This window comes from Haloglomus halophilum, from assembly GCF_024298885.1.
GTDB classification, from domain to species: Archaea; Halobacteriota; Halobacteria; order Halobacteriales; family Haloarculaceae; genus Haloglomus; species Haloglomus halophilum.
This window is the reverse complement of the sequence record NZ_CP101166.1, coordinates 3,145,667-3,165,998: the sequence shown is the minus strand read 5'-3', so window position 1 is coordinate 3,165,998 and position 20,332 is coordinate 3,145,667. Positions and strand designations below refer to the sequence as shown.

At 70.1% G+C, this 20,332-nt stretch carries 19 protein-coding genes; 6 read left to right on the top strand and 13 right to left on the bottom strand.

The features are described from left to right. Positions 1–11 precede the first annotated feature (11 nt). Genes NL114_RS15415 through NL114_RS15405 form a run of 3 tightly spaced genes read right to left on the bottom strand, consistent with a single transcriptional unit; the run spans position 12 to position 5,449 of the window. Entirely contained in the window at positions 12–1,349 is a 1,338-nt protein-coding gene (locus tag NL114_RS15415) for an MFS transporter (RefSeq protein WP_254821808.1), read from the bottom strand. Then, positions 1,350–2,336 carry a DUF368 domain-containing protein gene (locus tag NL114_RS15410; RefSeq protein WP_254821807.1) on the bottom strand — a complete coding sequence of 329 codons (987 nt, stop codon included), beginning with the start codon at positions 2,334–2,336 and terminating at the stop codon, positions 1,350–1,352. Then, complete coding sequence (locus NL114_RS15405; RefSeq protein ID WP_254821806.1) at positions 2,336–5,449, bottom strand: oligosaccharyl transferase, archaeosortase A system-associated; 3,114 nt, start codon at positions 5,447–5,449, stop codon at positions 2,336–2,338. The genes NL114_RS15410 and NL114_RS15405 overlap by 1 nt, the downstream gene beginning before the upstream one ends. 124 nt (positions 5,450–5,573) lie before the next feature. Here NL114_RS15405 and purM point away from each other — a divergent pair, with 124 nt between their 5' ends. Beyond that, the gene (gene purM / locus NL114_RS15400; protein ID WP_254821805.1) at positions 5,574–6,659 is read left to right on the top strand and encodes a phosphoribosylformylglycinamidine cyclo-ligase; all 1,086 of its coding nucleotides are present in this window, start codon (positions 5,574–5,576) and stop codon (positions 6,657–6,659) included. Positions 6,660–7,114: 455 nt separating this feature from the next. Here purM and NL114_RS15395 read toward each other — a convergent pair whose 3' ends face one another. The 4 genes from NL114_RS15395 to NL114_RS15380 all read right to left on the bottom strand — a co-directional run bounded on the left by NL114_RS15395 (position 7,115) and on the right by NL114_RS15380 (position 10,337). Then, on the bottom strand, positions 7,115–7,663 hold the full coding sequence (locus NL114_RS15395) for a CBS domain-containing protein (RefSeq protein WP_254821804.1): 549 nt from the start codon (positions 7,661–7,663) through the stop codon (positions 7,115–7,117). Positions 7,664–8,043: 380 nt separating this feature from the next. Next, positions 8,044–8,649, bottom strand: coding sequence for an RPA family protein (locus NL114_RS15390; RefSeq protein WP_254821803.1), 606 nt, complete (start codon positions 8,647–8,649; stop codon positions 8,044–8,046). Between the two features lies 1 nt (position 8,650). Next, positions 8,651–9,589 (bottom strand): replication factor A, encoded by a 939-nt coding sequence (locus NL114_RS15385; protein WP_254821802.1) that lies wholly within the window; start codon positions 9,587–9,589, stop codon positions 8,651–8,653. Between the two features lie 190 nt (positions 9,590–9,779). Continuing rightward, the gene (locus tag NL114_RS15380; protein WP_254821801.1) at positions 9,780–10,337 is read right to left on the bottom strand and encodes a GNAT family N-acetyltransferase; all 558 of its coding nucleotides are present in this window, start codon (positions 10,335–10,337) and stop codon (positions 9,780–9,782) included. A gap of 96 nt (positions 10,338–10,433) precedes the next feature. Between NL114_RS15380 and NL114_RS15375 the strand changes: the two genes are divergently transcribed. Then, a complete protein-coding gene (locus NL114_RS15375; RefSeq protein ID WP_254821800.1) occupies positions 10,434–10,721 on the top strand; it encodes a DUF7091 family protein in 288 nt (95 codons plus the stop codon). 91 nt (positions 10,722–10,812) lie between these two features. Here NL114_RS15375 and NL114_RS15370 read toward each other — a convergent pair whose 3' ends face one another. Beyond that, a complete protein-coding gene (locus NL114_RS15370) occupies positions 10,813–11,313 on the bottom strand; it encodes a TIGR04206 family protein (protein WP_254821799.1) in 501 nt (166 codons plus the stop codon). 123 nt (positions 11,314–11,436) lie between these two features. On the opposite strand from NL114_RS15370, the gene NL114_RS15365 reads away from it, so the two are divergent. The 4 genes from NL114_RS15365 (at position 11,437) to NL114_RS15350 (ending at position 14,369) form a co-directional block, all read left to right on the top strand. Beyond that, a complete protein-coding gene (locus NL114_RS15365) occupies positions 11,437–11,973 on the top strand; it encodes a transcription factor (protein ID WP_254821798.1) in 537 nt (178 codons plus the stop codon). After that, the gene (locus NL114_RS15360; RefSeq protein ID WP_254821797.1) at positions 11,974–12,663 is read left to right on the top strand and encodes a DUF2110 family protein; all 690 of its coding nucleotides are present in this window, start codon (positions 11,974–11,976) and stop codon (positions 12,661–12,663) included. It abuts the gene before it with no gap. After that, positions 12,660–13,592 (top strand): DUF5803 family protein, encoded by a 933-nt coding sequence (locus NL114_RS15355; protein ID WP_254821796.1) that lies wholly within the window; start codon positions 12,660–12,662, stop codon positions 13,590–13,592. The genes NL114_RS15360 and NL114_RS15355 overlap by 4 nt, the downstream gene beginning before the upstream one ends. 75 nt (positions 13,593–13,667) lie before the next feature. Further along, entirely contained in the window at positions 13,668–14,369 is a 702-nt protein-coding gene (locus tag NL114_RS15350) for a competence/damage-inducible protein A (protein ID WP_254821795.1), read from the top strand. 162 nt (positions 14,370–14,531) lie between these two features. Here the strand turns inward: NL114_RS15350 and NL114_RS15345 are convergent, their stop codons facing one another. The 5 genes from NL114_RS15345 to NL114_RS15325 form a co-directional block, all read right to left on the bottom strand. Then, positions 14,532–15,287, bottom strand: coding sequence for a helix-hairpin-helix domain-containing protein (locus NL114_RS15345; protein ID WP_254821794.1), 756 nt, complete (start codon positions 15,285–15,287; stop codon positions 14,532–14,534). Positions 15,288–15,352: 65 nt separating this feature from the next. After that, a complete protein-coding gene (locus NL114_RS15340; protein WP_254821793.1) occupies positions 15,353–16,156 on the bottom strand; it encodes a shikimate dehydrogenase in 804 nt (267 codons plus the stop codon). Positions 16,157–16,210: 54 nt separating this feature from the next. Further along, positions 16,211–17,446, bottom strand: coding sequence for an ABC transporter permease (locus NL114_RS15335; RefSeq protein ID WP_254821792.1), 1,236 nt, complete (start codon positions 17,444–17,446; stop codon positions 16,211–16,213). Next, entirely contained in the window at positions 17,439–19,265 is a 1,827-nt protein-coding gene (locus tag NL114_RS15330) for an ABC transporter permease (protein ID WP_254821791.1), read from the bottom strand. The genes NL114_RS15335 and NL114_RS15330 overlap by 8 nt, the downstream gene beginning before the upstream one ends. After that, positions 19,262–20,236 carry an ABC transporter ATP-binding protein gene (locus NL114_RS15325; protein ID WP_254821790.1) on the bottom strand — a complete coding sequence of 325 codons (975 nt, stop codon included), beginning with the start codon at positions 20,234–20,236 and terminating at the stop codon, positions 19,262–19,264. The genes NL114_RS15330 and NL114_RS15325 overlap by 4 nt, the downstream gene beginning before the upstream one ends. Positions 20,237–20,332 lie beyond the last annotated feature (96 nt).

Below are 20,332 nucleotides of genomic sequence, written 5' to 3'. Positions count from 1 at the left end.
CGGGGCGCCCGTCAGTCGGCCTCGAAGACGCCCTCGTCGTCGGTGGCTCGCGTGTGAGCTCGCCCGGCCAGCAGCCCGAGGCCGAGTCCCGCGACCGTTCCGAGGGCGGCCGTCCCGAGCAGGACGTACCGGACCGCGGCCTCGAAGCCGAGGACGGGTTCGCCGGCCGCGATGAGTCCCCCGAGGACGAGCGGGGCCGCCGTCGAACCGACGCGGCCGACGGACTCGCCGACGCTGACCAGCCCCCCGCGAGCGCTGGCGTCGGCCAGGCCCGTCACCGTCGAGCGATAGAGCGTGAGGACGGTCCCGAAGCCGGCGCCGACGAATGCGGCCCCTGCCGCCGCCATCGGCACCGAGGTCGCGAGGCCGAACAGTGCCAGTCCCGCGCCACAGACCGCCATCGTCGCCGCGAGGGGGAGCCCACGGCTGTCGAAGGTCGCCGTGAGTCGGCCGACCTGCGTCCCGCCGACCGCCGACCCGAGGCTGGCGAGCCCGACGACCAGCCCCGCGACGCCCGGCGACCCACCGAGGAGACGGCCCGTGACGACCGAGGCGTACGTCAGGAAGGCGAACCACACGAAGGAGGGCACCGCCCGGCCCACGAGTGCCGCGAGCACCAGCGGGTCGCGAAGGCGCTCGACGAGGGCGCCGACCGTGGCCTCCGGTTCCGACCCGTCGGTCCCCCCTCCCCTTCCCCCTCCCCCTCCCCCGGCGCCCGCCCGCGTCGGTTCCTCGAACACCAGGAGGACGACGAGCGCGACCGGCAGGCCCAGGAAGAACAACAGGAAGGGGAGCTGGAACCCACGGGTGACCAGCACGCCCGCGACGACGGGGAAGAGGGCCAGCGAGAGCCCGACCGTGGCGAACCGGAGTCCCTGCGCGGTCGCCTCGCGCTCGCCTGCGTACAGGTCCCCGACGCTGGCGATGAGGACCGGCCCGATGCCACAGTAGCCGATGCCCTGGACGAGCCGGAGGCCGACGACGACGCGGAAGTCGGCCGTGAACGACGCCGCGCCGCCGGCGACGGCGAACAGCGCGAGTCCAGCCGCGAGAACCGGCTTGCGACCGACCCGGTCCGAGAGCGCTCCCACGAGCGGGATGGCGACGATGGAGGGCGCGGTGAATGCGGCCATCAGCAGGCCCACGCGCGCAACCGGGACGCCGTACGGCGTCGCCAGCGACTCCAGCACCGGCGAGACGACCGACGACCCCATCGGGGAGACGACGCTCCCGAGCAGGAGCACCTGGAACGTCCGGTCCCGGACGACATCGGCGTCGTCACCGAACAGACGGGCGAGCACGGCCGCGAGCGGTCCCGTCGCGGTCCCGTCCGACTCGCCCGCGGGCATTCAGAGCCCGAGGTCGGCCGTGATGTGGTCGAGACCCAGCACGAGGGCGCCACCGACGAGTCCGGCCCCGAGCAACACCGCGGCGGTCTCCGCGGAGAACCGGGTGGTGGCATCGAAGATCTCCCGGGCCGGGAGCCGGAGCGCGCCGACCATCAGGCTCACGAGGAAGGTCAGCGTCGCGGCGCGGTAGTGGTCCAGGGCCCAGCGGATGACGTGTGCGACCGTCAGCAGGCCGACCACGGCGCCCGCACAGAACGTGACCACGACGCTGCCCGTGCTGGCGAGGTCGGTGCCGCCGCCGGTGACGGCCGCGAGCACGGCGTCGACGAAGTCGCCGAGCGTCGTCACCATGAACTCGTACTGCCCCAGCACGAGCAGCAGGAACGAGCCGCTGATTCCGGGCAGGACCATCGCGGTCACGGCGATCGAGCCAGCGATGAAGACGACCGGAAGCGTCGACGGAAGGGCTCCGGAGATGGGCCCGGTCAGCAGGAACGCCACGACCACACCGACGACACCGACCGCCAGCCGGCGGGGGGTGCCCACATCCACCTCACCGTAGAGGACGACCGCGCTCGCGGCGATGAGGCCGAAGAAGAACGCGAACGTCGGCCCCGGATGCTCCTCCAGCGCGAACTCCAGTACCCGCGAGAGGGTGACGACGGCCGTCGCGATACCGCCACCGAGCGCGAGCAGGAAGGGGACCTCCATCTCGCGGAGTCGGTCGATGAGCGCGGCCCGGCCGGCGCGGGTGTGGATGTCACCGAGCAACAGCACGGCCAGCGGATCCAGCTCGGTGATGGCCGTCACCAGTCGCTCGTAGACCCCGACGATGAGTGCGACCGTCCCGCCCGAAACCCCGGGAACGGTGTCGGCGGCGCCCATCGCGGCGCCCTTCAGGTAGACCGACAGCCACCACGGGAGGACGGAACCACCCTCGCCGGTCTCCACGGTCGTCTCGGTGCTCGGAGACTCCGGCTCCGGCATCACAGGACGGCCGCGAGCGGTGTGGTCAGCCAGGCCGGCGGTGCGAGCGACCCCGAGGGCGTCGCCGTCGGGGTCGCCGTGCCCGTCGGCGTCGGGGTGGGCGTCGACGACGTGGAGTTCGTGTCCGAGCCGCCGGAGTCGGTCGTGTTCGTCCCGCTCCCCGAGTCCGTCGAGTTGGTGCTGTTTCCGTCGTTCACGGAGATGACCTCGCCCTCCAGCGTCACGGTCACGGGTTCGTCGCTGCGGCCGATGACCTGGGCCTCGGAGACGGTCGCGTTCGCCTGGTACCGGGTGATTTCGTCACCCTCCACCGTCGGCGGTGCCGTGATGCTGTACGGCCCCGTCGCTCTGACGGAGGCGTTGGTACGGCCCTGCTCGGGGCCGAACTGGTCGTACCCGGTCGTCGAGTACGGCACCGTCATCGTGAACCGGCCGTCGTCGCCGGTCCGGGCCTGCTGTTCGTAGGTGAACGTCTGCCCGTTGGTGGGGATGCGCATCTGGACCGTGGCGGTGACGTTCGTGTTCGCGGGCCCCTCGCCCTGGATAGTCGCCCCCTCGACGCGCTCGAACGTCTTCAGGTACGAGGTCCTCTCGATGGGCCGGGGCGGCCGCTGATTGAGGCGCGACCAGAGGCCGAAGGCACGGCTGATGGGCGTCTGAACGCTCTGTCCGGAGGCCCAGACCAGCCGGTAATGCTCCAGTGCCGGGACCGGCTCGCTGGGCTTGCCCAGGACGCCGCCGATCTGTGCGGTGCCGTCACGGCGGACGTACTGCTCGGCCGCGGTCCGGTTGGGGAACGTCCGGACGGGCTGGGTCGCAGCCGTGATACCCGGGAGGGTCGTCCCGCGGTAGTCGACGCGCTCCCAGTCGGCGACGACGACGCTCCCGTCGCTGAAGGTCGGCTCGGCGCGGCTCCCGTGGTACTGGTAGAGCCGCGTCCGCATGCTCTCCATCGACCGCTGGGAGTGGATGGCGTACCGGGTGATGACGCGGCTACCGGCCTGTGTCTGCTGGATGACGTACGCCGTCTGCTGGAGGTCGCCGGCGCGGAGCGCCCGGAGGCCGTCCGGCAGCGTGTCGCTCCCGCCGGGGTACGGCTCGACGACGAACTCGCCGGTGTCGTTGTCGACAGCGTAGCGGCGCTGCCACGCAGCCGGGGCGCTGAACTTCCGGGTCCCGGCCTGCCCCATCTGGTAGTCGAGCATGACGTACCGGGTCTGCTCGCCGTCGCCGCTCGTGTCCACCATCGACTCGTGGGCGTACGACTCGTTGGTCGAGAGGAAAACCTCGGCAGCGTACTCGGCGTTCTGCTGGAACGGGTTGGCGTTCGGAACCCGGTCGCCGAGGACCGTGATCCAGTGGCCGTAGTCCCACCAGGCGAGGACGCCATAGTCACCCGATCCATACTGGAAGTCGTCCGTCTTCTCGTAGGTCCCGTACTTCCCATCCTCGAGCGCTGAGTCGGGGCTCTCGCCGAACTTGCCCTCCTCGGGGGTCTGCTCGTCGAGCCAGATGAGGCCCGACTGCCAGTTCTGGACCGACCCCGGCGAGGACTGCTGCTCGGAGGTGTCGACGACGTTCGAGTACGTGCCGCCACCCGGCCGGATGGCCAGCGGGGCGGTGATGACGAGCAGGACGGCCACGATGGAGAGCACCTGGTACCCCTTGATGCTCGTGATGTCCTCGGCCATCTGGCCCACGTCGAGCAGGTCGAACACCTGCTTCGCGAGGAAGGCGTTCAGCGTACAGACGGAGAGGATGAAGTAGTAGTCGAAGCGGCGCTGCGTGAACGCCGCCGCGAGCAGGAACAGCGACCAGATGACGACGAACGTGCCGACCGGGTCGATGTGGTCCTCGCGGAGGGAGGTGTAGGTGAGATAGACCAGGGCGCCGACCGCGGTGTAGAACGCCAGGCCGTAGGAGTTGTAGAGGAACTGCCCGGGGTTCTGGATGGGCGTCGCCTCGGCGACCGTCCGGGCGGTGTCGGTGGCGCCGAAGCCGACGACGCGGAGCAGCTGGCGCTGGAAGAACTGGAACACGTCCGGCAGGACGACGGCGACCAGTCCGAGGAGGACGAGTCCCGCGCCGACCAGTGCCACGGGGAACGCAGCCCGCGGGAGTTCCTGATCGAGCCGCTCCCAGAGGCGGCTCCCGCCCACGATGACCACGCACGCGAGCGCGGCAGCGGCGGCCACGAACGGCTGAGCGATGGAGAACCGCGTCGCGGAGAACGAGAACGTGTTGATGGGGACGAGGGTGACGAGGAACGTCGTCGTCATCATCACGGCGCCGACGATGCCGACGTGGTCGGGGCTGTGCCCGCGGAGGTAGGTCCCGAGGAGATAGCAGACGAGGAAGACCCCGATGATGCCGGCGAGGAAGACGCCGGGCGGCCACACCCAGATGTAGAGGCCGACGAACAGGCCCGCGAGGGCCGACCAGAGCAGTGTCGGGCGGAGGGCGTCCCAGTCACGGGCGGTGAACAGCTCCCAGATGGGCCGGTCGCGGTCGGCCACGTCGAGCGCGACGAGGACGAACACGACGGCGGTGGCCATGAACAGCGTCTCGCCGACGTGGTGGTCCGAGAAGCCGGCGAGAGAGCGGGTGAGGAACTGGCCGGGCGTCAGGGCGATGATGAGCGCCGCGATGACGCCGCCGGACTTCCCGCCGAGACGCTTGCCGAGGAAGTAGACCGGGACGACCACGAGCGCGCCGAAGACGGCCGGGGCGAACAGCGTCGCCAGTTTGACCTGGAACTCCGTGGGGGAGCCGAGGCCGTAGATGAGCGCGCCGGTGGCGATGAGCTGGTCGAACAGGGTGCCGAACTGACCGACGCTCGTGCCCGTCGGGAAGCTGGTCCACGGGTCGAACGGCATCGTGGCGGGCCAGTTCCCGACCGTGTACTGGACCATCCGGTAGTGGTAGTAGGCGTCGTTCCCGGAGAACAGGACCTCCTTCCCCTGCACGTACGCGCCCCAGTTGCGCGCTCGGACCCAGAGCATGAACGCGAACAGGGCTGCCACCACAGGGATGTGGTAGTAATCCCGGAGCGTCTCGGTGGGGAGGTCGAGTGCCTCCACCCGCTCCGAGATGGATTTCGAGGACTGGCTCATTGCCCGAACGGGGGGCCAAAACCCGCATAAGCCTTTTGCGATTGGCTCGCTGGCCGATTCCGCCGCGCCACGGTGTCAGGCGCCGACCGACACGCCTTTGCGCGCCTCGCCCCCGCGCTCACCCATGACCGACCGTGGCGCGAACGGGGACGACGACGCACCGGACGGGAACCGGGACGCGGACGACGGTACCGGCGAGGAGGGCCTGACCTACGCCGACGCCGGCGTCGACATCGACGCGAGCGAGGCCGCCACCGCTGCCCTCGTCGGTGCGGTCGAGGGGGTCTCGGGCGACTACGCCGGCCTGCTCGACATCGGCGACCGCTACCTCGCGCTCGCGACCGACGGCGTCGGGACGAAACTGCTCGTCGCCGAGGCGCTGGGAGACTACTCGACGGTGGGCATCGACTGCATCGCGATGAACGTCAACGACCTCGCAGCCGCGGGCGTCACGCCCGTCGCCTTCGTGGACTACCTCGCCGTCGACGAACCGGACGAGGGATTCGCCGAGCAGGTCGGGCAGGGGCTCCGTGCGGGCTGTGAGGCCGCCGACATCGAACTCGTCGCGGGCGAGACCGCCGTCATGCCGGAGGTCGTGAAGAGCCTCGACCTCGCCGGGACCTGCGCCGGGCTCGCGACCGACGAGGACCTGCTCCCCGGCGACGCCGAGGCGGGCGACGCGCTGGTCGGCTTCCCCTCCTCGGGCATCCACTCGAACGGGCTCACGCTCGCGCGGCAGGCGACCACGCGCGAGCACTCATACACGGACCCGTTCCCGGTCGAGGAGTACGGGACGCCGAACTGCTCGCGCGTCGAGGACGGCGAGACACCCCGCATCGGCGACGTGCTGCTGGAGCCGACGCGCATCTACACCCACCTGCTGGAGCCGCTCCGCGAGGCTGGCGCGCACGCCGCCGCGCATGTGACGGGTGGCGGGTGGACGAACCTGACTCGACTGGGCGAGTTCCGCTACGTCGTCGACGGCCCGTTCGACGCGGACCCCGTGTTCGACTTCGTGCAGGCCGAGGGGTCGGTCGACGACGAGGAGATGCATCGCACGTTCAACATGGGCACCGGCTTCGTCGCCGCGCTCGCGCCCGACGATGCCGAGGCGGTGGTGGCCGAGACGGACGGCCGCGTCATCGGGCACGTTGAGGAGGCCGAGAGCGAGGACGCAACGGTCGAGATTCGCGGATTGAAACTCGATTAAGTCTTCTATACTCGTCTTTGGGGCCCTTATACCCACCTTTTGGCACTTATATCCAGCCTTAGACATCGATGAGCGTAGCCCGGATGCTGTTCGAACCGCGCCTCCCGTCAGTCCAGTAGGCGCGCGCTGGCGGCTGTGCCACAGGCCAGCCGCCGGCACCGTGCGAGGGGCGAGAAGCGCAACGAGCGGAGCGAGTGAGCATCGCAGGCGGTTGGGGAGGCGTGAGGCTCATGGCCCCGACTGACCCGCGTGCGGTTCCTGGCGGAATCGAAGGGCGACCGCTCTCGACCAGGTGAGACGACGCAAGCACCGCAGCCGCGCGAACGAAGTGAGCGCGACGAGGAGCGCAGCGAGTCGCAACCGGTCGAGAGCGGGAGGGCTTCGGAGGAATCTCCAGCAGCAGAGTCTCGGTGCCGGTCGAAGTGCGCGAGGGCTTCGGAGGCGGCCCCCAACACCTACCGCAGGTGTGTCGCCACGTCGGCCTCGGTGATGATACCGACCATCTCGCCGCTCTCCATCACGATGATGGCGGGGTTGTGGTCGAGGTAGTCGTTGATCTCGTCGAGCGTGGCGTCCCGGCCCACCGTGACGATGGACTCGCTCATCGACTCCGCCACCGGAATCTCGTCGACCTCGTCGGCGCTGTAGTGGCGCACGTCGGAGTTCGAGATGAGCCCCACGGGCGTCCCGCCCTCGTCGACGACGGGTAACTGCGAGAACCCGGCCTCACCCATCAGGTCGATGGCCGCCGCGACGCTGTCGTCGCGCGAGACGAAGGTCAGGTCCTCGTTCATGATGTCCTCGGCGCGCTTGATGGCGCCCTCGGCCTCGTTCATCGCGTTGACGATGCGCCGCAGCGTCGAGAGCCGCGGGTCCACGTCGCCACCCTCGATGCGCGCGATGAGCGGCTGGGAGACGCCCGCCATCTCGGCCAGCTCGCTCTGGGTCATGTCGAGGTCGGTCTTCCGCCGCTCCCGGAGTTCGGCGGCCGTCGGCAGTTCCATGAGGTTTGATAACTGTGGGTTATCACTAAAGCGTTCGGGTGCTAGCAGATGACTGGAGCGGCCGCACCGAGGCCGGCGGGTACGACTACGAAGCCCTCGCGCTCTCGGGTCGCGCGCCTCGCTGCGCGCTTCCCTCGCTCCCGTTGGTCGCTCGGTCCAGTGCTTGCGTCGTCGTGCTTCCCCGAGAGCGCTCGCCCTTCGATTCCACCAGGGACGTAGAACGTGTCACGGGCGCGGCGGCCCTGCCCTTCCCCGGGTCGCGCGGGCCTCGCGTTGCTCGGCCACGCGCTCCCGGCCCGTGGACCGTCGAACGTACCCGTCGCTATCAGTTGCGAAGAAATCGCAGAACGGTTGACGAACGCTACGAACCGCGGAGGCGGTCAGTCGGCCGCGTCGGGCGCCGGCGCCTCGGCCGTCTCACCGTCGTCCAGCGACTCCAGCGCCGCGATGGCCTGGTCGCGGTAGGTGTCGACGGGCAGGTCGTACTGCTCGTCGGCCATGGCCGCGTACTCGCTCGTCTCGGGGGCGAACGCCTCGATGCGCTCGATGGTCCGCTCGGCCGTCTCGACGACCCAGCGGTCCCGGGTCGCCTGGTCGACGACCGTGATGGACTCCGGCCGGAGGGAGACGCGGACCTCGCCCTCGTCGGTCTCGTAGGTCCGGGGCTTGCCGACGATGGCGACGAACGCGGGCGTCTCCAGCTCGCGCAGTGCGGCGGCGGCCTCGGGCTGGTACTGCCCGGCGTACGTGAAGAACGTCCCCGTCGGGTCGACGATGCGGCCGCGCCAGTACTCCGACTCGTCGCCGACGTCCTCGGTCTCCATCAGGGTGCCGACGACGAACACGCGGTTGGCGCGCTCGCCTGTGGGCAGGAGCGCGTACAGGGGCGCGCGGTCGTCGTCGCTCTCCTTGAACGTGTAGCCGGCGTCGTTGAACTCGCTGGCGAACGCGCGCCGCGCGACCTCGCGGGTGGGGATGGAACTCATGTCAGATCGACCTCGCCTTGATCAGCGTCGCTTCGGCATCGACGGGCCCGTCGAGCCGCTCTGTCTCGTTCGCCAGGACGTACCGGCCGAACGTCGGGCCGCGGACGCGGTAGTAGCGCCCCAGCACGTCCTCGCGCATCTCCTCGACCACGACCTCCGTGTCGAGCGCGTCCTTGGCCATGCCGATGGCCTCCTCCAGCCCGATGCCGGTGAGATCGGTGGTGGCCTCCTCGTCGAAGATGACCTCCGTCACCTCGTCGCCGTCGTCCAGCACACCCTTGATGCGGAGATCGTACTCGCCGTCGACCTCGCCGTGCTCGTTGCAGCGGCCGTTCTGGAGGACGCGCGTGCAGTCGTCCTCCGGGCAGCGCTTGACGAGGCCGCTCCCGTCCTGGATGTCGACCAGGGCGCCCTCGACCTCGGTGGCGTCGTCGCCGACCTCGACGGTCTCGTCGAGTTCGGTGATGCTCGTCGTCCGGTTGAGCTTCACCGAGTAGTTGCCCTCGTACTCGTCGGTGACGACGTTGCCGAGCGCGTAGCTCTGCCCCTCCTCCAGCGGCGGGAGGTCGCTGGTCTCGAAGGCGACGAACTTGATGGTTCCCGACTCGTCGCCGAGCAGGCCCACCTGCGAGACGGCGTCACTCCGGGGCTCCCAGAGGTCGGCCACCGTCACGCGCAGGTCGACCCACTGCTCGTCCTCGTCGATCTCGTTGACCAGCAGGGAGGCGTTACCGCCACCGCCGCCACCGCCGATCTCATCGCGCTCCATGCCCGCCTCGTCCAGATACGTCGAGACGACGCTGCGCCGGGCCTCGTCGGCCGGCACCTTGTACTCGTTCACGAGCGTCTCGAGGCGCTCCTGGACGTCCTCGACGGTGATATCGAGCTGGTCGGAGAACTGGTCGTGTACCTCTTCGGCGTGTCGCTGTAGGTCTGCCATGGGTTCGTTCCGCCTCCGCGTGTTTTCAATGGGAGGCGTACGCTGGTTGGCGCCGGATGGTATAAGAAGTTTCGCGACCGGGGTGGAAGTGTAATCGTGGCCTTCGATGCATCTATCGCCGGGTTCCTCGGCTCGGGTCAGGTCCTCCCGCCGGACCACCTCCGACGGACCACCGGCCACCCGTCGACGGTCAGTCCGAGCGGACGGCGTCGGCGCCCGGCCACTCCCGCCGGAGGAGCCCGTAGAACTCGACATCGGCGTACTCGCCGTCGGCCATCGTCTTCTCGCGCTGGGTCCCCTCGTGGGTGAACCCCAGCCGCTCCAGTACGCTGATGGACCCGTCGTTCGGAGCGAGGGCGTTCGCCGTGATGCGTCGGAGCCCCCGTTCCCGGAAGGCGAACTCGACCAGGTCGGCCGCGGCCTCCGTCGCGTACCCGTGTCCCCACCCCTCGGGGAACAACCAGAAGCTGAGGTTCGCCCAGCCGTCGGCCTCGTTCACGTAGTCGAGTTCGACCTGTCCGACCGGCTGCCCCCCGTGTTCACCCGCCTTCGGAACGACGAACAGCGAGACGCCGTCGTCGCTCGGAACGTCCTCGGCGACGGCCGACTCGCTCCGGGGCGCCCGGAATCCGGCGATGTACCGCCTGATATCGGGATGCATCCGGGCACGCTGTACCACATCCGCATCCCCTTCCTCGACCGTCCGGAGTTCGAGCCGTTCCGTCTCGATGAACACGGGCCCCGGCATACCGGCTCTTGCCCCCGGCACCCACCTATCGCTTTCGCCGGAGCGCGACCGGGGCCGCGCCGACGCGTCTTTGTGGCCGGGCACCCGTGAATCGGTATGGGCGACCGAGGACGATGGAAACGGTTCCTCCGGACGAAGCTCCGCTCGGCGGGCCGGCAGGTAGAGGAGGCCCGTCGGTCCTACGAGAGCGGCCGCAACCAGGCGCTCGCCGACCTCCCGACCGACGACGAGGGCCGGGCGAAGCTCGTCTGCCGCCGCTACGCCGAGCGCCGGGCCGTCGACCTCGACGAGCAGGCCCGGCCGGTCTGCTACGACTCCGAGCATACGGACTGCCAGGGCTGCGTCGAGGACATCCGGGAAGGTCGCATCGAGACGTGGGAGTAGACTTCTGCAACTATGCGGTATACTCGCGAAATATTCCCCCACATTCTACAGACCTACATCTTTTCTACATTATTCGAATTATTTCCAACTATCAGTCAACTGGCGCCAGCATCAGCGCCCGGAGGCTGGGCCAGTAGTACCACCAGGCGACACCGAACATCAGTACCGCGCCGAACGGGACCGGCGTGTACGCGAGTCGGTGGCTGAACGCGTACGCGACGCCGAGATGCGAGAGGCCGGCGAGAACGAGGATGCCCGCGGTGAAGCGCGGGTCCTCGCGGTCGGCCAGCCCGGCCGTCGCGCTCGCGAGTGCGACGAGGTAGAACAGGATCGAGAGCGGGAGTAGTTCCGGGTTCCGCGGCAGGCCGCCCTTCGCGACGACGAGCAGGCGATAGATGTCGATGAGCTCGGGCGGGTTCGTGTTGACGAAGCCGAACGGGAACACGAGCGTCACCTCCCCGTAGACGAGGATGACCGTCCACGGGACGACGGCGAGTGCCGCGATGGTGGCCAGTCGGCGCCCGGGCGACCCGTGTGGCTCCCCACGATACGGCGTCGAGGGAGCGGGACCGCCCGCGGACGCATCGTCCATACCCGGTGTCGGGGAGCGACCTACTTCGGTCCCGCGAATCCAGCAGGCCGCCGCCGGCCGGCCGAGCGGAGACAGACGGCCCGAGCGGAAGTTTTACCCGGCGGACCGGCGGATTACACCGTAATGGCGTTCGAGGATCTACTCGAGGACCCCGTGATACAGAAGTACCTCCACGAGCTGGTGGGGCCGACCGGCATGCCGGTGGCGGCGGCCCCCCCGGACGGGGAGGTAACGGACGAGGAACTGGCCGAGGAGCTGGGGATGGAGCTCAACGACGTGCGTCGGGCCCTGTTCATCCTCTACGAGAACGACCTCGCGAGCTATCGGCGGCTCCGCGACGAGGACTCGGGCTGGCTCACCTACCTCTGGACGTTCGAGTACGAGAACATCCCCGAGCGGCTGGAGGAGGAGATGCACCGGCTGCTCGAGGCGCTGGAGGAGCGCGAGGACTACGAGCGCGACAACGAGTTCTACCTCTGCGAGCAGGACTCCATCCGGTTCGAGTTCGGCGAGGCGATGGAGTTCGGCTTCCAGTGCCCCAACTGCGGCGGCGAACTCACCTCGATGTCCAACGAGCGGCTCGTCGACGCGATGGAGCAGCGTATCGCCGAACTCCGCGATGAACTTCACCTCCCAGAACCCGACGAGGCCGAGGCGTAGATGGTCGTTCTCGCGACGAAACTCTACGTGAAGGGCGAGGCCCGCGAGCGGGCGCTCGACTCGCTGCGCTCGCAGGTCGACAACACCATCGGCGAGCTCGATGTCGAGTCGTCGCTGGGCATCCGTGACGACGACTTCCCGAGCGTCACCATCTCCGGACCGGACGCGACGGCCGCGCGCAACGCGCTCGCCGAGGAGTGGGGCGAGCTCACCCCGCACCGCGAGGCCGGCGGCACCTACGTCGGTACCCTCGCGCGCTGGGACGACGACGGGTTCACCCTCGACGTCGGCTTCGGCGAGACGGTCCGCGTCCCGGCCGAGAACCTCGGCCTGGGGCCGGGCGACGCCACCCAGATCCGCCAGCGGTTCGGCCTGGTCCAGCACCTCCCGCTCCGCTACACGATAGCTGAGGACGAGGAGGGCAACGAGATGGCGTCGCTCGCCGAGGTCGAGCAGGACCGGCTCTACGAGTGGACCCGTGGCACCGGCCGGCTCAACGTCAACAGTGCCACACGGGCGGAGGTCCGTGCCACCGTCAACCGCGCAGGGCACGCCCAGGATATCGTGACCGTCGAGCGACTCGGTCTGCTGGAGCAGTCGGTCGTCTGCAAGGAGGGGACGGACCCGCCGGGGCTGCTGTCGGCCGTCGGCGAGTACCTGCCCGCGGAGCTGCTGTGCGTCGTCCCATGACCGGAGACGTACCCGACGACGGGACGAACGACGGAGGCGCGGGCCCGTCTCCGGGCAGTCGACGCCGGCTCGCGGCGGGTGTCGTGCTCCTCGGTGCACTCCTCGCGCTCGGTGGCTGTACCTCCGTGTTCGGCCCGGGCTCGGTGCAGTCCGGGGCGCTCGCCGAGGACCCGGGCAGCCCCTACGACTGGACGGATGACGCCGACGGCTACATCGAGGTGAACAAGAACAACTTCACCTCCGTCTACGCCGTCGGCAACCGGACGACCGGGAGCCGGGAGGCGGGCGAGAACTTCACGATGGGGCTGTACACCCGCGACGCGCTCGGAACCGACCAGCCGGTCGACCCCATCGCGCTCCAGTTCCAGTACGAGAACGGCACCGTCCTCCGGTACCAGAAGACCGACGACGGGAACGCGAACCTCGTCATGCTGAAGGACGGCGAGACGGTCGACGTGCCGGACTCGAAGCTCGCGGTCTCGAAGTCACGCCGCCGGACGACGGTCCGGCTCCCGACCAACGAGACCGGGAAGCTGGCGTTCACCACGCCGAAGAACGGCAAGCAGGTGGCCACGCCCACGTTCGTCGAGGGCTCCTACGAGATGGTCCTGCCCGAAGGCGCCCGCGTCGGCCTGCCCGTCCTCGCGCAGGTCCAGCCCACACGGACAAGCGCCGAGCGTATCGACGGCAACGTCCACGTCAGGTGGGACTCGGTCAGCCGGGCGCGTTCCGTTCTGGTCCGGTACTACCTCCAGCGCGACCTGTTCCTGTTCGGCGGGCTGGTCGCGCTGATGCTGGTGCTCGGCACGGGTGGGGCGCTCTACTACTACCTCCAGATCCGCGAGACCGTCAAACGCCGCGAGGAGGTCGGCCTCGACATCGACATCGAGGACGACGACGGGCGCGACCCGCCGCCGGGGATGGGGTAGCGGCGGCCCGGCATCGCGCGACAGCGGCCACCCCATCGCGAGGACCTTTTTGCGAGGCGGCGCCAACGGCGAATCATGCGCGTGGCCATCGTCACCGTCGGGGACGAGTTACTGGCGGGCGACACGGTGAACACGAACGCGGCGTGGCTGGGGCGACGGCTGGCCGAGCGCGGCGTCGATGTCGAGCGCGTGACGACCGTCCCCGACCGGGTGGCCGACATCGCGGGCGTGGTCACCGAGTACCGGGACCGGTACGACGCCGTCCTCGTGACCGGTGGGCTCGGCCCGACCCACGACGACCTGACGATGGACGCCGTCGCGGCAGCGTTCGACGTGGCCGTCGAGGAGAGCGAGGCCGCACTCGAGTGGCTATCCGAGAGTGGCTACGCCCGCGAGGACCTCGCGACGGGGACGGCGGACATCCCGGCCGGCGCCCAGCCGCTTCACAACGAGGCGGGCGTCGCGCCGGGCTGTGTCATCGAGAACGTCTACGTCCTCCCCGGCGTCCCGGCGGAGATGGAGTCGATGTTCGAGTCCATCGCCGACCGGTTCGTCGGGAGCGAGACCCACGTCGCGTTCGTCACCGCCGACGAGCCGGAGAGCGCACTCATCGACCGGTTCGCCGAGCTCCGCGAGCAGTTCGACGTGCAGGTCGGCTCCTACCCGGGCGAGTACGTCCGTATCAAACTCCAGAGCGACGAGGAACGCGTCGTGCAGGAGGCGGCCGCGTGGCTCCGCGAACGGGTCGACGTCGTCGAGGAAGCCGAGGGGACGTGAGCTACCGGAACAGGTAGACCGCCCACGCGATGGTGAAGGCGAGACTCGCGAGTCCGACGAGCCAGCCGGTCGTGTCGATGATGCCGGCGTTCACGGCCTGCAGTGGTAGGTACATGGCGTGTCGTAGTCGGAGGCGTCTCTTAATCGATGTGGTTGCCGGCGTCAGGCCAGGCGCTCCCCGGCGCGCTCGACGAGCCGCGAGAGCCGCTTCTCGGAGATGCCCGTCTCCTCGGCCAGCGCCGCCGGATCCGCGGCCGCGAGGTCGGCGACCGTCTCGACGCCCGCATCGGCCAGCTGGCTCGCGTACGCGGGGCCGATACCGCTCACGGTGTCGACCGGGTCATCGTCGTCGCCCGCCGACTCCTCGGCGGGGTCGGCCTCGTCGCTCACCGGGCCGGCGGCCTCGGCCGGCTCCGCAGCCTCGTGCTCGTCGTCGTTCTCGCTGATGGCGCCCGCGGCCTCGGCGGGTTCGGCGGCCCCCTCGTCCTCGGGGGGCTCCTCGGTCACGCTCCCAGTGGAGCCCGTGGCGTCCGTACCGGCCGCGGCAGCCTCCTCCTCACCCGCATCCGCCTCGACCTCGGGCTCGCCCACCGGGCTCTCGTCGACCGGCGCGGGCTCGGTCTCGCTCGGGTCGGACTCGTCGGCCGGGCCGGCGGCCTCGGCCGGCTCCGCAGCCTCGTGTTCGGTGCCGGCGTGGTCGGTCCCGTCGGCCGCCTCGGCCGGCTCCGCGGCCCCCTCGTCCTCGGGGGGCTCCTCGGTGATGGAACCGGTCGAGCCGGTGGCGTCGGTTCCCTTCACCGCCGCCTCGTTCTCGGCGTCGGGGTCGTGCTCGACGGTCACGTCGGTGGACTCCTGTCGCTTGTCGGAGTCCGTCGACTTCAGCCCCAGCAGTGACAGGATGGAGTCGAACAGCGTCATGTCCGAAGCGATGGCGGGGCTGGACTTAAACCCCAACACGATGACCCGACAGGCCGGGCGGCTCGCTAGAGCGCCCCGCGCAACGCCACGTTCATCGCGTCGACGGGAGCGCGCTCGCCGGTCCACAGCTCGAACGCCTCGACCCCCTGGAAGAGGAGCATCCACGCCCCGTCGATGGTCGTCGCGCCGACCGCCGTCGCGTCGCGCAGGAGCCGCGTCTCGATAGGTGTGTAGACGGCGTCGAGCACCGCGAGGTCACCGTGAAGCGCGTCGGCGGGAACCGGGCTGGCGTCCTCCTCCATCCCGACGCTGGTGGCGTTGACCAGCAGGTCCGCGTCCGCGAGGAGGTCGGGGACCGCATCGAGCGGGTGGCCCGAGGCCCCCGGAACCGCCGCGGCGAGGTCGGTGGCCTTCGACTCGGTGCGGTTGGCGATGGTGACATCGACGCCGGCGTCCGCGAGCGCGAACGCGGCCGCCCGCCCGGCCCCGCCCGCACCCACGACGACACCTCGCCCTTCGAGCGCGACATCGTGATGCTCGAACGCGCGCGTGACCCCGGCCGCGTCGGTGTTGTGGCCCGTGACACCGTCGCCGCCGAAATCGAGCGTGTTGACGGCGCCGATACGCTCGGCGAGCGCGTCGGCGTCGACCTCGGGGTGTGCCAGCGCGTCGCCCTTGAACGGGATGGTGACGTTCAACCCCCGGATGCCGAGCGCCCGCGCGCCAGCGACGGCATCGTCGAACTCGTCGGGGTCGGGTTCGAACGTGACGTACCGGGCGTCGAGTCCCAGTTCCTCGTAGCCGGCCTCGTGCATCGGCGGCGACAGCGAGTGCCCCACCGGGTTGCCGAGGAGGCCATACACCTGCATACCCGCCAGTGTGACGGACGGGGGATTGACGCTGGCGGTTCGGGCCCGGCCGGGTTACAGCCCCTCGGCGTCGATGCGCGTCACGAACGAGCGGACCCCCAGAGCCACGACGACGCCGGCGACGAGGTACAGCACGACCAGCAGCCGGGAGAACTCGCCGGGGGAATCGATGGCCAGCAGCGCGGCCGTGGTGGCCGGGTGCTCGGGGAGCAGGGCCGCGCCGGCGAACGCGCCGAGGACGCCCAGCGAGTAGAGCAGCTGTGCGCGCTGGCGTTCCCGTATCACCAGCCCCAGACCGATACCGACGGCGACCAGCGCCAGGGAGAGCCCCGCCGTGAGCACGAGCAGCCCCGGCAGGTTCTCGATGCCGATACCGTTCAGCGTCAGGAGCGCCATCCACAGCAACGCCTGCGCCGGACCCAGGAACACCGCGCCCAGCGCCTTCCCGTCGGCGATGGCCGTCAGGGAGAGCGGCGCGACCTGCAGGAGTTCGAGCGTCCCCCGTTCGATCTCCTCGGTCACGATGTCGACCGCGACCGACCCCGCGATGAAGACGGGCAGGAACAGCAACAGCGGGACGAGCACCGTGTACGAGAACCCGAAGTAGGGGCTCGCGTTCACCTCGCCCGGGAGCGGAACCACGGGCGAGTCGAGATATCGAGCGCGGTCCTGCCGTTCCTGGCGCTCGAGCGCCTCCAGCGTCTCGCGTAACTGGGCGACGATGAGCGTCCCCCGGAAGCTGTTGGCGGGCGCCGTCGCCTCGATACGGATGCGGTTCCCGCCGCTCTCGTCCGCGTACCGCTCGGCGGCGACGAGTGCGTCGACCCGGTTCGCGTCGAACGCCGCGAGGGCGTCGTCGCGCGTGTCGTACTGGACGGCCGAGAGCCCCTCGCGACCGGCCCCGGCGGCGACGACCGCGTCGGCCGCCTCGCCGGTCACGCCGACCGTCACCTCACCCTGTACCGCCGACGGGTCGTACAGCGACGTGAGCCCGACGACGAGGAAGGAGGAGAACGCGGCGACGAACAGCTGGATGAGCAGCGCCAGCACGATGGTCTTCTCGCGCGTGAGCGAGGTGAGGTCGCGTCTGGCGACCACGCCGCGGACACGTAGGGCCCAGCCGAGGCCTCGCTCGTCCGAGCTGGCGGCCGTTCCACCGTCAGCTCGCGGCATGCCGTCTGCCCGTGGCGTGCCATCAGGGCCCGCCTCGCTCCCGCGACCGTCGGAGTCGCCGCCGTCGGTCCGGATGGGGCGGCTCCCGGAGCCGAACGAGCCGGTGCGGTCAGACAAGGAAGACCACCACCGAGAGGTTGTAGACGACGTGCAGGAGGATGGCTGCCGTCAGCCCGAGCACGTACCCGTCGCGGCTCCGGGTGGCACCCAGCGCCGAGCACGTGGTCGTGACGACGTGGAGCGCGAGCGGCGCGAGCAACAGCAAGAGCGCCACGGCCGGCCCCGCGTTCGCGCCGGTCTGGAAGACGGCGCTCCCCTCGGAGATCTGCTGGTCCAGCCCGACCACCTGGACGATGAGGGTGAGCTTCTCGGCGAGGAAGAAGCCGAAGCCGGCGAACGCACCCGCGATGACGGCTGTCCGGGCCGTCCGCTCGTAGCGGGCGTGCATGAACCCGGCGTAGACCGGGAGCGACTTCGCCAGTTCCTCGATCACCGCCACGACGGTCAGGAGCAGGACGACCGAGAGCCCACCCGGGAGCGCGAACAGCAGGGCGACGGCCATCAGCTCCGCGACGAAGACGAACGGGACGAGCGCCGCGACCACGAGCGTCAGCGAGCGCGGACGGCTGATGCGGGCCGCGAGCGAGTCCATCGCCTTCAGATGGACGGGCCGCTGGGTGAACATGTCCTCCTCGCGGTAGATGCCCGTCCCGAGCGCGAACAGGAGGAGTGCGGTCAACGTGGTCGGGAGCAGCGCGAACGCGATACCGCCGGGGCCCACCGAGGCGCCCGTCAGGTCACGGACGACCAGCGTCAGCGGCGAGATGAGCGCCACGCTACCGACGTCGGTGAAGATGGCCGGGACGAACGCGAACGTCATCAACAGCACGGAGATGGCGACGGTGACGAAGGTCAACTCCTTGAACGAGCGCGCGAACATCGCGCCGACGAACGAGGCAGCCAGGAACAGCAGCGCCAGCGTCGCCACCGCGACCACCGACAGCAGGCTCCCGCTTCCGGTTCCGAGTGCGATGAGCCCCGTGATGGCACCCGTGATGAGGACCGCGCCGACGAAGTAGGGGAGCGTCTTGCCGGCGACGATCTCGCGTGGCTTCACCGGCGCCACGAGCAGCAACTCCCCACGTCGGTTGAGTCGCTCGCTCAGCACGGACGAGCCGTACGCCTGGATGACGAAGTTCAGCGGGATGACGAAGACGAACGCCAGCACCAGCGACCCGAAGGGGAACGGCGGGGCGAGGTCGCCCGGCGTCCCGCCGGTGGTGCCGCCGCCGAAGACGCCGCCGGAGAGCCCCGGCACACCGAACTGGCCGCCACCGCCGCCCGACGGGAGGCCGCCGCCGTCGCCGCCGCCGGTGCCCCCGGAACCACCGTCGCTTCCGGTCCCACCGTCACCGCCATCGCTCCCCGTACCACCACCGCCCGTCCCGCCGTCACCGTCCGTGCCGCCGTCCCCACCGGTGTCGACCGAGCCACGGTCGGCGTACTGGAGCGAGACCGGAAACACGGGATAGGCGGCCGAGGCGTTGGTCTCGTTCAGCATCCGGCGGTCGTTGAACTGCTGGACCGTAGTCCGGAGTTCGGCGACCGCCGCGCGGCCCTTCTCCGAGTCCGCGGCGACGAGTCGGCCCTCCTGGATGACGATGTCGGCCTCACCGGCCGCGAGGAGCCCCGGTTCGGGCTCGACGACCCGGAACGTGTCGTCGCTCGCCACGGCCGGGTAGAAGACGCTGTCCTCGGCGACCCCGGCGCGGTAGATGCCGTCGTCGAGCGCGAACCCACCGCCCGCGACGACGGGCGCGAGCGCGAAGGCGAAGAGGATGCCGACGACCGCCACCGCCACGGTCCGGCGGTCGAGGCCGCCGGCGTTCTTCGTGACCTCCCAGCGGGCGATGCGGAGGACCGTCCGTGGCCTCACTCGTCGGCCCCCGGGGGCGTCGCGCGGGCCGTCTCCGTGTCCTCGCTGGCCGCCCCGTCGGCGGCACGTCGGGCGACGGCTCGTTCGGCCTCGCTCTCACCCTCCGCCAGGTCGAGGAACACGCGCTCCAGCGACGGGTCCTCGGTCCGGATGTCGACCATCCGTCCCCCGGCGGCCTCGGCGGCCTCGCGGGTCGCATCCACCGCATCCATCGACTCGACGGTCCGCTCGTGGCGCTCGCCGGCGCTCCCCTCGACGGGCGTCGAGTCCTCGACCGGCACGGAGGTGTAGACGTGGTACGTGGTGCGGCCGTACTGCGCGCGCAGCTCCTCGACGCTGCCGCGGGCGACGATCTTCCCCTCGTTCATGATGGCGATACGGTCGCAGATGGACTCGACGTGATACAGGTTGTGCGCCGAGAAGACGACCGTCTTCCCCTCGTCGGCGAGGTCGCGGGTGAACTCGATGATGTAGTTGGTCGTCAGCGGGTCCAGCCCCGACGCCGGCTCGTCGTACACCAGCACGTCGGGGTCGTTGACCAGCGAGCGCGCGATGGCGACCTTCCGCTTCATCCCCTTCGACATGTCGCCCAGTGGTCGCTCGCGGTACTCGAGGTCGAGTCGGTCCAGCGTATCGTGGATGCGGGTCTCCGCGACCTCGCGGTCCACGTCGTAGAGGTCCGCGAAGAAGGTGAGATACGAGATGGGCGTCATCTCCTCGTACAGCGGTGACTCCTCGGGGAGGAAGCCGAGCTGCTGGCGCATCCGCGGGTCCGAGGCGTCGTAGCCCGCGACTTCGGCGCTGCCGCTCGTCGGCTCCAGCAGGCCGGCCAGCGTCTTCAGCGTCGTCGTCTTGCCGGCCCCGTTCGGCCCGATGATGCCGAACACCTCGCCCCCCTCGACCGTGAAGCTCGACCCTTCGACGGCCACGAAGTCGCCGTACTCCTTGCGCAGGTCCCGGACCTCTATCATTCGTCGGTGGGAGGGGCGCACGAGACTTAAGTCCGGGCCCCACTTCGAGCCCCGTCGTCCGGTGACTCCTGACGGGGTACGCTCGGAGAAACACAT